The organism is Synechococcus sp. PCC 7336 (assembly GCF_000332275.1).
Classification (GTDB): domain Bacteria; phylum Cyanobacteriota; class Cyanobacteriia; order Thermostichales; family PCC-7336; genus PCC-7336.
In genome coordinates this window covers 4,227,242-4,241,407 of sequence record NZ_CM001776.1, presented here as the reverse complement: position 1 = coordinate 4,241,407, position 14,166 = coordinate 4,227,242, and the positions used below count along the sequence as shown (strand labels likewise).

9 protein-coding genes are annotated in these 14,166 nt (G+C 54.8%); 7 read left to right on the top strand and 2 right to left on the bottom strand.

The window, feature by feature from the left end; all coding sequences use genetic code 11:
* Positions 1-10 precede the first annotated feature (10 nt).
* Complete coding sequence (locus SYN7336_RS20095) at positions 11-1,702, bottom strand: SulP family inorganic anion transporter (protein WP_017327740.1); 1,692 nt, start codon at positions 1,700-1,702, stop codon at positions 11-13.
* A 290-nt stretch (positions 1,703-1,992) separates the two neighbouring features.
* Here SYN7336_RS20095 and SYN7336_RS20090 point away from each other — a divergent pair, with 290 nt between their 5' ends.
* The 7 genes from SYN7336_RS20090 (at position 1,993) to SYN7336_RS29245 (ending at position 13,821) form a co-directional block, all read left to right on the top strand.
* Entirely contained in the window at positions 1,993-2,547 is a 555-nt protein-coding gene (locus SYN7336_RS20090) for a response regulator transcription factor (RefSeq protein ID WP_017327739.1), read from the top strand.
* A 522-nt stretch (positions 2,548-3,069) separates the two neighbouring features.
* The gene (locus tag SYN7336_RS20085) at positions 3,070-3,582 is read left to right on the top strand and encodes a chemotaxis protein CheW (RefSeq protein ID WP_017327738.1); all 513 of its coding nucleotides are present in this window, start codon (positions 3,070-3,072) and stop codon (positions 3,580-3,582) included.
* A 181-nt stretch (positions 3,583-3,763) separates the two neighbouring features.
* A complete protein-coding gene (locus SYN7336_RS26985) occupies positions 3,764-7,987 on the top strand; it encodes a GAF domain-containing protein (protein WP_017327737.1) in 4,224 nt (1,407 codons plus the stop codon).
* Positions 7,988-8,115: 128 nt separating this feature from the next.
* Entirely contained in the window at positions 8,116-12,312 is a 4,197-nt protein-coding gene (locus SYN7336_RS28320; protein WP_017327736.1) for a response regulator, read from the top strand.
* 38 nt (positions 12,313-12,350) lie between these two features.
* The gene (locus SYN7336_RS20070; RefSeq protein ID WP_017327735.1) at positions 12,351-12,821 is read left to right on the top strand and encodes a chemotaxis protein CheW; all 471 of its coding nucleotides are present in this window, start codon (positions 12,351-12,353) and stop codon (positions 12,819-12,821) included.
* 96 nt (positions 12,822-12,917) lie between these two features.
* Entirely contained in the window at positions 12,918-13,556 is a 639-nt protein-coding gene (locus SYN7336_RS20065; RefSeq protein ID WP_017327734.1) for a Uma2 family endonuclease, read from the top strand.
* Positions 13,557-13,563: 7 nt separating this feature from the next.
* Positions 13,564-13,821 carry a DM13 domain-containing protein gene (locus SYN7336_RS29245; RefSeq protein WP_083885829.1) on the top strand — a complete coding sequence of 86 codons (258 nt, stop codon included), beginning with the start codon at positions 13,564-13,566 and terminating at the stop codon, positions 13,819-13,821.
* Between the two features lie 110 nt (positions 13,822-13,931).
* Here the strand turns inward: SYN7336_RS29245 and SYN7336_RS31815 are convergent, their stop codons facing one another.
* On the bottom strand, positions 13,932-14,078 hold the full coding sequence (locus tag SYN7336_RS31815; RefSeq protein ID WP_017327732.1) for a hypothetical protein: 147 nt from the start codon (positions 14,076-14,078) through the stop codon (positions 13,932-13,934).
* Positions 14,079-14,166: the final 88 nt, after the last annotated feature.

Genomic DNA, 14,166 nt, shown 5'->3' with positions numbered 1-14,166 from the left:
GTTGCTCGATCTAGGTTATGGTCGGTGCCCCCAAATCTAGGGCTTGCACATTAGATTCGGAGAAGACTGTGTCGACCGCACGCCTCAATGCCTCCGAACGATTCATGTAGAGATTTTGAGGCGGGACCAAACTGAAGATCTTCAGGTCTTCGAGACGACGCTTGGTTTGTCCCGCAGCTCCCACAATAAAGACTTGGCGGTCTTTCTCAACAGCCTCCTCCATTGCATTCTCTAGAGCTAACGATGCCGTCACCCCCAGATGTGGGACATCGCTGAGGTCAAAAACGATCGCATCGCACTCCCCGATCGCATTATGTTCGCGGGAGATCGCTTTGGCAACACCGAAGATCATGGGGCCACTCAATTGGAATAGGAGCACGCGACCATTGGCTTCGTCAAGCCAGCGCGCCTCCTCGGAATTGAGCTGAATGGTATCGTCAGCATCGCTAATCGCCTTAACAGACTCCGACTGCAGATCGCTCATGCGCTCGATCGTCAGAATGTTGGCAATAAAGACCCCAATCCCCACTGCTGCGATCAGGTCAACCAAAACGGTCAGCAGAATAACGCCGTACATAATTAGGGAGCCCTTACGCGAAATCTGATGGGCCCGCTTCAAGAAATCCCAATCAATAATGTCAATCCCGACCTTGAGCGCAATTCCTGCCAATACTGCGAGAGGAATGGTAGCCGTTAAGTTCGCCGCACCTAAAACCACAATCACCAATACAATGGCACGCGTCAAACCCGATAGTGCTGTCCTGCCACCCGTTTGAATATTGACAACCGTTCCCATCGTGGCTCCAGCACCGGCAATTCCCCCAAATAAACCAGACATTAAGTTGCCCAGCCCTTGCCCGATCAACTCTTTATTAGAAGCGTGTTCCGTACGGGTCAAACTATCTGCAACCATCGAGGTTAACAGGGCATCAATACAACCCAACATGCCTAACACAGCCGCATCTACAAACATGAGCTGGAGCTGATCGGGGCTAAAGGTCGGTATCTGAATAGCCGGGAAGCCCGTCGGAATTTCACCAATCCGACGAATATCGAGTCCCGGGAACAAAATTAGGGACAAAACAGTACCGGCAATCAGAGCAACCAACTGGGGAGGCACAATCCGCTTGAACTTCGAGGGCATGAACCAGATGATGGCGAGCGAGATCGCGGCTAACGCCGTTTCTGCTGGCTGAATATTAACGAGCAGCGCCGGTATTGCTTGGAGAGTTCCGATGACTCCTCCCCCGGGACTGTCCTGTCCCAGGAATGGAGCGAGCTGCAGAATGACAAGAATGATGCCGATGCCGGACATAAAGCCCGAAATGACTGTGTAGGGCATCATCGTGACGTATTTACCGAGCCGCAGACTGCCAAAAATAATTTGGAAAACCCCGGCCATCATCACGACGGTAAAGGCCATGGCCAGACCATTGTCGGGATTGGCAGCCGTTAAGTTCGCGATCACAGCCGTCATGACCACTGTCATCGGGCCAGTGGGTTCCGAGATCAGAGTTGGCGTCCCGCCAAATAAAGCTGCAAAGAAGCCAACTAAAATAGCGCCCCACAAGCCAGACACTGCACCGGCCCCAGAGGCAACCCCAAAGGCCAAAGCCAGAGGCAACGCGATAATGGCTGCGGTAACACCCCCGAAGATGTCACCGCGTAAATTTCGAAAATGAATTTGATTGGTCAGTTGCACGGCTAAAAAACCTCTTAACTGGGTAAAGTAAATTACGTCAGGCTGTATGGTGGACGTGCAGGTTTCCCTACGTCCGCCTAAAAATAAAAAAGACAGTCATTAATGGGCATCTAAACATTAATGGGCATCTAAACACAGAAAACTCCAATTGCGATCGCTAGCGACACGATCGTTTGTAATGGGGAAGATAAAGAGAAACTTATCATTATAGGCCGCATCTTTACTAGAGACCGAGAGTCTTCAGATACTGCAATCGACCCCCTAACTATCCGTGGGGGAGTTGCGCTGCGGTGGCAACGGCAGCCCCTCAATTGAGAGCAACTCTGCTGCCCGAAGGGCAAAAGTTTGAGGCTTGGCGATCGCAACTTCTTCCTTGCAGCCTGGGTAAGCTAGCGATTGTGGGTCCAGCTTGCATCGCCGGATTTGTCCAATGGCCTACCCAACACATCATCTGTATCGCGCAAAAACGGAGTATTCCCTTGAGGACTGTATTGCTTGTAGAAGACAGCCTGACTGAAGCTGAAGTGCTGACGCAGTACTTGAAACAGGCTTATTTTGGGGTCGTTAAGGTTTCCAGTAGTGAAGAAGCTCAATCGGCCATGCGATCGCAGCGCCCGGACCTCGTCGTGTTAGATGTGATTTTGCCGGGACAAAGTGGCTTCGAGCTTTGCCGCGATCTCAAATCTGACCCTGCCACCAAAGATATTCCGGTAGTGATGTGTTCCACCAAGGGGACTGATGCCGATAAACTTTGGGGCTCGATGGTAGGGGCCGATGCCTATGTCCCCAAGCCAGTCGACGGTCAAGAATTTCTCAGCACGGTGCGGCAACTCCTACCTGCCTAGCGAGCTTGAAGTAGATGTAGAATTTCTGCGAGCAATGACTCCATTGCTCGCAGCGTCTGTTAGATCTCTTGGCAAAAATCGATTGAGACTCTTCTAACTGACAGTCAATGTATTGCATCGCCTCCCCAACCTTCTATTTCTACCCAACCTTCTATTTCGATCTTGCTGGCAGATCTCCAACAGATGTTCTAGATTGTCGCACAACCCCCGAGTGCAGGATATGCCAAGCAGTTCAGCCACTGTAGAACTCTCGCCTCAGCATTGAGACCAGAAGTCTATTGATGAATGAGATCCTACTGCAAGTGGCAACCATAAAAATCGTGAAAGCCAACGCGGACAGGTATTAATATTTCTCATTTGGGCAAACTAGCCCTAGAGCAAGCCAATTGAGCTCAAATCTTTGCTAGTGCTGAATGGGCAAAAGCACGATCGCGGTTCGTCGGTTGACGGCGATCGCGAGCGACTTGGCTTGGGAAGCCTCTAGATCTGCGATCTGCACGAATGGAGCAACACGGATAGCGTATGAGCGAGCAGCAATTACAGGCTGGAGTAACGGGACTTGAGGGCTTTGCACTCGAACCCCCCGCTCCAGACCTGCGACAAGCCTTTCTTCGCCTTCAGTTAGGGGAGGAGTGGGCTCTCTTGCCACTAGCTCAAGCGACTGAGATTCTCCATATCCATCCAGTCGATATTTTGCCTGTACCCGCCATGCCCACCTGGGTATTGGGGGTCTACAACTGGCGAGGGGAAATGTTGTGGATGCTCGATCTGAATGCCTTAACGGGCATGACTTCAGTCTGCGAGCTCGAGAGCGCGCAGCAGAGCGTGAAGGCGATTGTCGTCCAGGTGGGTCAGCAGAAACTGGGCATCGCGGTACAGGCCGTACAGGATATCGAACTGTATGACGAAGACCGGTTGCAAGAGGCAGGACCGGGGGTTTTTCCCGAGCAACTTTTGCCTTATTTAGGCGGATATTTTATCGATGCCGGACCTGTTATCGATACTCGCACACTCGATTACTTGCCGCTCAGTTAGTCAGTTAGCCTCCATCGCTAAGGATAACTGACAGTCTGCGATCGCCTCTCAAAGGCTCGCGCTAGCGGTTGCTCGAACCTCCAGTGGGTCTCTCCTCTGCCCCTGTCATAGAAAGCAAATTCACCCCTTGCCCGAGCATTCGCCTCACACCCTTTAGCCTCACATTCCAAGGACACCGACGATGCAAAACAGCAATCCCATTCCTACCTCGCTCCCCCAAGCTGGAGACAATCTCGAAGACCAGCCGACAAAAGCCCCCACTGACCCAGGCGGGCAGGGGCGCACGGGGAATGGCAGCGCTGCGAACCGATCTGGGGTTTATCGCTCGCAAACGGCCAGTGCGACAGCGGTATCCTCGCACAGCATAACGACGAGCGGCCAGAATGTGTCGAACGGATACCCCGCGAACAATGCCGCTACCGTGCAGCGAGAATCCTTGGATCTTGCAAGGACCGCCGATAAAACACGAGGGGAACTGCTCGCTCATTCGGGGCCTCATTCGGCGCAGGAAGTGACGGTAGAAGTTGAAAGTCTCTCGAACGTCCGCAAGATTTTAGCCTTTGGCGATCGCCTGCGACGCACCAACACGCTTGAGGAACTACTCGATACAGCTGTGGGGGAACTGTTTAGAGTCCTCAAGGCCAATCGCGTCTCGATCTTCCAGTTTGTCGATGGCGAGCGCGGCAAGATCTTGGCAGAGGCCATGACCCCCGGCTATACCCCCACCCTCGGCACTATCCTGCCCGCGATCGCCTTTGGCGGAGATTTTTCCACTTATCTCCAGTCCCCTCTAGTGGAGATCGACACCGAGAACAGCCAATTTAGCCCCTATCAACAGCAGTTAGTGGAGCAATTCCAAGTCAAGTCCAGCCTGAGCTTACCGATTGTCTTTGACGATCGACTCTGGGGGCTTTTGGTGGTGCAGCAATGCGATCGCGTGCGGCAGTGGCAGGACGCAGAAGTGATTCTCACCTCCCAAGTGGCGACAGAATTGATGCTGGGGCTGCAGCCGGTAGAGTTTCAGGCCACCCTGGACGAACAGCGCGAGCGCGAGAAACTGATCGCCAAGCTGTTGGCCAACCTGCAGCAGTCATCCGATATTGACAGTATTTTCCAGACCGTGACGCTAGAGTTGCGGCAATTGCTCAATTGCGATCGTGTCGGTATCTACAAGTTTTACCCCGACTGGAGTGGCGAACTGGTGGCCGAATCGGTGGGTTCCGGCTGGCCCTCGATTGTGAAGCTACAAGATTCTGACGACAAGCTGAAGCAGGATTTGATGAGCAGCGATCGCTGTTTGATTAAAAATCTCGACGCCCCCCGTCAGGTCGGCAGCGATACTTACCTGAAAGATACAAAAGGCGGCCTGTATATGCAGGGCAAGCCCTATAGCCGAGTTGACGATATTCGCGAAGCAGGCTTTTCGGCTTGCTACCTGGAAAGTTTAGAAAAATTCCAATGTCGGGCCTATATCAACGTCCCAGTTTTTCTCGGGGACAAACTGTGGGGACTCTTGGCGGCCTATCAGAATGACGGCCCTCGGGAATGGGGGGACGATGCCGTCAATTTAGTGGTGAAGGTCGCACAGTGTACGGCGATCGCCATTCAAAAAGTGGAGACGATTGACGAACTCGCGGAGAAAGTCTCTCAAGAGGAGCTGGTGGGCCGCTTGCTGGCCAACCTGCAGCAAACCACTGACGCAAAAACTATCTTCAGCGCCGTTACACAAGATACGCGCAAGCTGCTCAACGCCGATCGCGTCGGCATCTACAAGTTCTATCCCGATTGGAGCGGCGAGTTAGTGGCGGAATCCGTCGGTCCTGGCTGGCCTTCGATTGTGGACTTGCAGCAAACCGATAGCAAACTCAAACAGGACTTGATGAGGAGCGATCGCTGTCTGATTAAGGATCTCAATGCTCCCCAAAAAGTCGGTACCGATACCTACCTGAAAGATACGAAGGGCGGCCTCTACATGCAGGGCAAGCCCTACAGCCGCGTTGACGATATTCGCGAAGCAGGCTTTTCAGCTTGCTATCTGGAAAGTTTAGAAAAATTCCAATGTCGAGCCTATATCAACGTGCCGATTTTTCACGGCGAAAAACTGTGGGGACTCTTGGCTGTCTATCAAAATGACGGTCCGCGAGATTGGGGGGACGATGCCGTCAATCTCGTACTCAAGATTGCTAAGTTTGTGGCGATCTCTCTACAAAAATCCGAGACCTTCAACCAGTTAACTGCGAATGCAGAGCGAGAAAAGTTAGTCAGCCGCGCGGTCTCAAAAATCCAGATCGCCCGCGATGAGAAGTCGATCTTCCAGGCAGTCACCCAAGATATGCGCCAGCTACTCAAGGTGGACCGAGTCGGCGTTTACATGTTCTACCCCGATTGGAGTGGGGAATTGGTGGCGGAATCTGTCGGTCCCGGCTGGCCATCGATTGTGGATCTGCAAGAGCGAGACGACGCCCTCAAAAAAGACTTAATGAGTAGCGATCGCTGTCTCATCAAAGACCTCAATGCCCCCCGTAAAGCCAATGCCGACACCTACTTGAAAGACACGAAGGGCGGGCTGTATATGCAGGGCAAGCGCTTCAGTCGCGTTGACGATATTTACGAGGCAGGATTTTCCCCTTGCTACCTCGAAAGTTTAGAGAAGTTCCAATGTCGGGCGTATATTAACGTCCCCATTTTTCAGGGCGATAAGCTTTGGGGTCTCTTGGCGGTTTACCAAAACTCGGGACCGAGGACTTGGCAGGACGACGAGGTGAATGTTGTTCTCCAAATCAGCAATTTCTTGGCAATTGGCTTAGAAAAATTGGAGAATATTGCACAGTTAGAGCGCAAGACCCAACAGGAACAACTCATTGCCAAAGTTGCAGAGCGCTTGCGCCAGACCGCCGATTTGCCACAGGTATTGCAAGCTTCGGCACGGGATATCCGCCAATTGCTAAACGTCGATCGCGTTGGCCTGTTCCAATTCTCGCCGGAGTCAAATTACACCTCCGGCGAGTTTGTGGTCGAAGATGTCTCCGAGCCCAGATACTCGGCCATGGCAGCCAAGATTCAAGACCATTGCTTTGTCAATCAAGTAGAAAACTATCGCAAAGGGCGCACTTGGATTGTTCCCGATGTTAACGAACTGGGAGACCTTGAAGATTGCTTGGTTCAAGTGCTCTCCAAGCTGCAGATTAAAGCCAGTATGTTGATGCCCCTCGTCAAAGGGGATGTCTTGTGGGGTCTATTTGCCATCCACAAGTGCGATGGCCCCCGCCAGTGGGATGACTCGGAGGTGGACTTTGCCCGCCGTATTGCCGGTCAGCTTAACATTGCCCTGCAGCAAGCCGACTATTTAGAAACGGTTCAAACTCAGTCCGAGCAACTGGCTGAATCTGCCAAACGGGAGAAAGTCGCGAAAGAAGAATTTCAGCAGCAAGCGGTGCAATTGCTCACCGCAGTGCGTCCTGCCCTACAGGGAGATCTGACGGTGCGCGCGCCGATTACCGAAACGGAGGTCGGAACGATTGCTTCTGCCTATAACTCTACGCTGCAAAGCCTGCGGGCCATTGTGGTGCAGGTACAAGCAGCCTCCAGTGGTGTAGCCGAAACCTCTCAAGCCAGCGGTACGGCGATCGCCAAAGTGGCCACCCAAGCGGAGAAACAGCTTGAAGCGATCGGCGAAGCGATCGCTCAACTGCAGGGGATGGTAGTAGCCACTGATGCAATGACAGCAAACGCCGGTCAGGTCAACGAGGCGGTCGAGCAAGCCAATCAAACCGTTCGCGCTGGAGACTCCTCTATGGACCGCACGGTAGAGAGCATCTCTGCCATTCGCGAAACAGTGGCGGAAACCAGCAAGCGCATTAAGCGCTTGAGCGAATCTTCTCAGAAAATCTCGAAGGTGGTCAGTCTGATTGAGAACTTCACCACCCAAACCCACCTGCTCTCACTCAATGCCGCTATTGAGGCTACCCGGGCGGGCGAGTATGGGCGGGGCTTTGCAGTGGTAGCGGACGAAGTCCGTTCGCTAGCTCGCCAATCGGCCACAGCAACCACAGAGATTGCAGCTCTCGTGGAAGAAATCCAGGCAGGCACCGTAGAGGTGTCCAATGCAATGGACAGCGGCATTCACCAGGTGGTGGAGGGAACTAATTTAGTGAACGACGCCCGCCGCAACTTGAACGAGATCGTTCGGGCTACCGAGCACATTCGTCAACTGGGGCAAGGGATTGCAGCCGCTACCCAAAGCCAAACCACCCAATCGCAGCTCGTGACTCTCACCATGAACGAAGTGGCGGAGATTGCCAGCCAGACATCGGCAGATACCACCGAGCTCTCTGCTTCCTTCGAGCAGGTGCTCGCCACCGCCCAAGACCTACAATCTCGGGCTAACCAGTTCAAGGTGGATTGAGGCAGCGATATTCGATCTCGGGGAGAGGCTGTAGGGGCGGGGATTGCCTCGTTCCTCGTCTAACCTCGACCCTCCTGACTCGACCCTAATTTCCGATCGCCCCGTTGGCTTCTCCAGGCAAGTATGTCATGACCATCGACCCATCCATTCGAGCACAAAGCTACGCATATTTTCGAGAAGAAGCGCCCGAACTGCTGCGCGAGATGGAGGAAACTCTTTTTGCCATGCAGGAGGAATACCACCTGCAACAGATGCACGCACTGATGCGCGTCACCCACACCCTGAAAGGGGCTGCCGCCAGTGTGGAGGTGAGTACTGTCGAAGCGGTATCCCACACGCTAGAAGATGCCTTCAAGGCGATGTGTCAGCCCGATCTGGAAATGAGTCCAGAGATGCTAGGGCTGATGTTTGAGGGATACGAATGCTTGCAGGCACCGCTGGAAGCAGAATTGGCAGGCTTGCCTGTGTCAGATGGGTCTGCTTGTGTCGAGCGCGCCCAGAGAATTGTGGAGCAATTGCAGGCACTGGCAGGGGATGCCTTTCACGAAGAAGCTGAAGTGCCCTCTTCTGCCGAGCTGGGGTTCGATCTGACTCAATCGATGTTTGAGACGGGGGTAGAGCAGCGGCTGGAGCAGTTGCAGGAGGCGATCGACGGCGACTCCTGCGAATTGGGGCAGATTTTGCCAGTGCAATGCGAGGTGTTTGCAGGGTTGGCAGAATCGTTGGGGCTGACGGGTTTTGAGGCGATCGCCCACACCACTCTGGCGGCATTGAACTGCCATCCCGACCGCGTCGCGGAGATTGCCCGCTTAGCCCTGACAGATTTTCGAGCGGGCCAGCAGGCGGTTTTGCAGGGCGATCGCGACTCTGGCGGTCAACCCAGCGAATCCCTCTGCGAATTGGCAGGAGGTATCGCTTCGAGCGCTCCTGCCCCCGATATAGAAGAGGTCGAGCCGGATTTTTTTGACGAAGCAGACGTTTCAGAGCTGAAGAATTTATTTGCCCCTACGGGTGAAGCAGGAGGACTGGATGACTTTTGGGGCAGTGCAGATGCCGACTTAGAGCTCTCCCAATCTGGCGATGGGGAGGGGGTCGATGATGACAGCGCGATGTCTGCTCTGGACGAATCGTTAATGGATGAGCTATGGGGCAAGGCCTCTCCATCCGTACCTGACAGAAATGGCAGCATCGCCGATACGACTGACGCATCGGCCGACTTCAGGCTGGCTAACTTCTTGGAAGAGGCTCCCGAGACTCCTCATGAAAGCGGCGATAGTGGGTTGCCGGAGCTGTTGGAAGGCGCAACGAATCTGCCGTCTGAAGTCGAACTGATTTGCGAGACTGTGGCAGAGAGCACTTCTGAGACTGCCGATCTGGAGGAGATTCCGATTGCAGCCGATGGGGCAATGAGTGCGATCGCGTCTGCGGAAGTAGATGCACCTGCAGACCCAGAGCATTCGCTGCCCGAAGTCAAATCTACACCCGAGATTGCGGAGGCAAGCGCTCTTGAAGAGCCCGAGGAGCAGCCGATTTCCCCCGCAGCAACCCCCGAATCCAGTCCGCCAGAGCCTATCGATGTTGCCTTCGATCGCCCCCTCGATCTGCCAGACTTTCAAACACTGTCATTCGACGACCTCACGGCACTTGCCGCGCGCACCCTATCAGCAGTCAGGTCGGGTAATGAGGAACTGACCGCCCCCGCTGCCCAGATTGAAACCTCCAGTTCCGATCGAGAGACTGCTAATGGATTGGAGCCATCCGAACCCGTCGTCCCTCCAGCTCAGTTAGCTGATACCCAAGCCGATCGTTCCGACCCCTCTGCAGCAGTTCTTTCCCAGGAACCCGCCAATCGAGCAGTCGATGGCGATCGCCCAACTACTGCCCCAACTCCCCCAAACGATTCGCCAGTTTCGACGCTAGAGGCGCAGGAATCTGAAGGCGATCGCCCGACATCGCCAGCCGCAGCAGACGATCTCCCCTCTATCGAAGCATTGCTGGCCAAACTCGCCTCGCTCATTGCCCAGCAATCACCCAATTCTCCCAGCAGCGATCTGCCAGTGCCGACACCAGCAGCGCAGGAACCGGAAGAAAGTGCCAAGCCAACATCGCCAGCCGAAGCGGACGATCGCATCTCTGCAGGCGCATTCCTAGCCGAACTCCCCTCGCTAATCACCCCACCATCTGCCCGATCCTCCAATCGCGATCCCGACCGCAGCAATCCCTCCAACAGCGATTCTGCCCTCAATATTTCATCCACATCGCTGCTATCGGGCTTCGGCTTTACCAACCCCGAAAAATCTCGCTTTGCACCCCAACCAGCCACCTCAGCAGAAGGCTCGTCCCCAGTCCCCTCTCCCTCTGCCGAAACGGTACGGGTGGACGTCGAGCACCTCGATCGCCTCAATTACTTCATCGCTGAAATCCTCACCCTGCACAATCGCCAAGTCCTGCAAAACGAGCAACTGCGCGACGCCGTGCGCACGCTCTTTCTCAAACTAGAGGGGCACCAAAACCGCCTCGGCAAGCTGCGCGAGATCTCCGATCGCATCGCCACCCTTGCGGTCCGCCAATCCCATCGCGATCGCAGCCCAGAGCAGCGCAGCGATGACTTCGATCCGCTCGAAATGGATCGCTATTCCGAAATTCAGCACCTGCTCCTAGATACAGCCGATAGTTCGGTTTACTTAAGCGAGTCCGCAGGCGCGATCGAACTCTTTGCCCGAGACTCTAACCTCGCCCTCGAAAAGCAGCGCTGGCTGGTCACCAATAGCCGCAACACCTTGATGGATGCCCGCATGGTGCCGCTGGGTACTCTACTCGATCGCTTCCCCCGCACCTTAAAACAACTCAGTATTCGGCACCGCAAGCCGGTCGAACTAGAGACCATTGGCCGACACGTGCTGGCCGACAAAGCCGTCGTCGAGAAACTTTACGATCCCCTCTTGCACCTAGTTCGCAACGCCTTCGACCACGGCATCGAACCCGTCGAGCTGCGCCAGAAGGCGGGTAAGCCCGAGCGGGGCCATATCGCGATTCAGGCCGACCATCGCGGCAGCAATCTGATTGTGCGACTGCAGGACGATGGAGGCGGCATCGATCCCCAACGAATTTGTCAGCGGGCGGTCGAGCGAGGTCTCCTGTCAGCGGAAGCAGCCAGTCAACTCGATCGGGATCGCGCGATTGAGTTGCTCTTCCAACCGGGCTTTTCCACCGCCGAATCCGTCAGCGATATTTCCGGTCGCGGCGTCGGTCTCGATGTGGTGCGATCGCGACTGCAAGCTTTACAGGGGAGTATCGCCGTCGAAACCGAACTGGGCCGAGGCACCACCTTCACCATCCAAATTCCCCTCAAGCAAACGATTGAAAAACTGCTGCTGTGCCAAGTGGGACACAAATCCTACGCCTTACTGGCGGAGGCAATTGAGCATATTGTCAGGCCGCAGCCCGACCAGCTCAAGCAACAGGGTGGCAAGCCAGTCCTGCGCTGGGGCAAAGGAGACGAAACTTGCCTCATCCCGGTCTATCCCCTCGCCGAAATTCTGGACTATCACTCCACCGTGCCCGACCCCAACGAGCCACCTCCCAACAGCTTCCTAACCCTGGAGACAAACCTGACATCGACAATATTGCTGGTGCGATCGCGAGATCGCCAGATCGGCTTAGCCGTCGATCGCGCCCTAGCCGAACAGGAATCGATCGTTCGCCCCCTCGGCAGCGCTCTGTCTCCCCCGAACTATGTCTGCGGCGGTACGGTTCTGGCTGACGGTCGCCTCGCCCTGGCGATCGATGGCGAAACCCTGGCGCAGCAGATCGATCGCGAAGCGTCTCGCGCGCGGACGATTGCCATTCCCCAGCGCTCGGGAGCGACCGCTCTGCCCTCCTCCAACGAAAAGGCGGCGGCTTCAACAACTCCGACTGGGGGCGATCGCAGAGCAACCGTATTGGTTGTGGATGACTCCATCACTCAACGCATGTCGCTATCCCTCACCCTCGAAAAAGCTGGCTACCACGTGCTCAAAGCCCGCAACGGACGCGACGGTCTCGACCAAATCCAGCAATACGAAGGTCGAGTTGGGCTGATCTTTTGCGATATCGAGATGCCCCAGATGAACGGCTTTGACTTCTTGCGCCAGCGCCAACAGGATGTCCAGCTCAAAGAGATTCCAGTTGTGATGCTGACCTCCCGCACGGCTGGCAAACACCGCCAAACCGCCCTCAGTTTAGGGGCCACGGGCTATCTCACTAAGCCCTATATGGAGCCGATCATCCTCGAAACCGCCACGCGCTATTTGGCACAACCCGCCCTCGCGATCGCGGCACCTTAATTTCCAAGCCGCTTATTTCCAGAGATAAGGACTGTCATATGGCCACGACTGAATCCCCTACCACTCAATACCTCACTTTTGCAATTGCCAATGTTCCCCTCATGCTGGCGGCAGAGACGATTGTCAAGGTGGTAGAAGCTTCTCCACAGGTCATCCTCAGCTTTCGGGAAGCGGGGTTCGTGCCCTCTGGCTCCCATTCCATCCGCTGGCTCAACCTGCACGAGCGCTTGTCCGAAGCTACCCCCAGCAGCGATCGCCAATTCCTAATTGTCTTGCGGGATGGCGATCTCAATCTTTGGGGCCTGTTGGCCGATAGTTTGCCGAATCTACTCGCGATTGCAACCGAGGCTTTAGAACCTCTTCCGCCTGCCGAAGAATCGATCCCGTCTGCCGAAGCTTGCCAATCTCCCCACGCGATCGCCAGTCACGTTCTGTTCGCTGGCAGCGGGCGTGTTTTCGTCCTCGATCTAGAGAAAATCCTAGCGCTATCGATTCCGGTTGCTGCTTAGAAGTGTAGCCAGTGTATCAACTACACTGGGATCGTCGATCTTTAACTGGGTGAAAGATTTTCCACTTTCCTGCGATTTTCGGGACTGGGGCAGAGGATGTTTGCAGTTGTTACGCCAGATCGACTTCAATTACCGCCAGGTGCAGTAGTGCGCCTTCCAGGAACCTGGGATGACTATCAACAGTTGACTCAACAGCGAGGCGATCGCGCGCTTCCTCGCCTCAAGTACCGAGCGGGAGAAATTCTGTTAATGGTTCCCCTACCCGACCACGGGCGCAAGGTCCATATGCTTGCAGCGATCGCGATGGCTGTGCTGGATAGTTTGGAACGCGATTGCGAGGCATTTACACCCATTACGATGGCTTTGCCACAGGAGAGCGGCATAGAACCGGACTACTGTCTGTATATCGAGCATTGGCAAGCAGTAGCCGGAAAGGATCGAATGGATTGGAGGATAGATCCGCCACCGGATTTAGCAATTGAGGTGGATGTCACCAGCTATACGGATGTGAATGACTATCTCATCTATCGGGTTCCCGAGGTGTGGTTGTTAAAAGAGGACGAGTTAGTGGTTTATCGCTTGGAAGGCGATCGCTATGTTGCTCGTACAGATAGCCGCTATTTTGCGATCCGCAATATTCCTCAGATTGTTTCTGAGTCTTTGCAGGCGGCGTATAACTCTAACACCAGTGCCGCAAGCCGTCATTTGCGCAGACAGTTAGAGACTCTCTCATAAGCCTCTCATCCCAGGAGATGTAGAACTGGATGAAAACTTCCGCACCGATCGCGGTCCCGATCTGTTCGTACTGCTGCACGCACGAGACATTCCCCGCAGCTATAACGCTAGCGACTACGTCGTCAATCTCGGTCGCCTAGAGCGAGTCAGCGGTACGCAGCGCTATCGGGTGCCAGAAGATGTCGATATCGAGGCGTTTGAGTCTGCCGTGATTTGGTGCCGCCGCTTTAACGTGACCTTCGGCTACGCGACCTTTGGTTCGTAACCCTCAGAAACTGACCCAAGCTTCAATTGCACCCACAGAAAAGCCCAAGCCCTGGCAGCAAACATCCGCAGGCTTGGGCTTTTCTATATCAGTTAAAACTGGCACAAAGCTTATTCTTCATCCGAGTCGCGCCGCCCGCCCGTGCTGTTACCCGATCCTCGCCGAGAAGACCGGCTGCGGGATAACTGGCGGAGCTTGCGGGCATATTCGCGATTGCGCTGCGCTTTTTCTTTCTTCAAGTTGCGGCGTTTAGCCATAATCAAACCTCGAGACGTTAGTGCGTTTGAACCCGTATTTCGGTCGAATGTGAAACCCCGTTGATGGTCCGATTCAAGTTTATTTTCC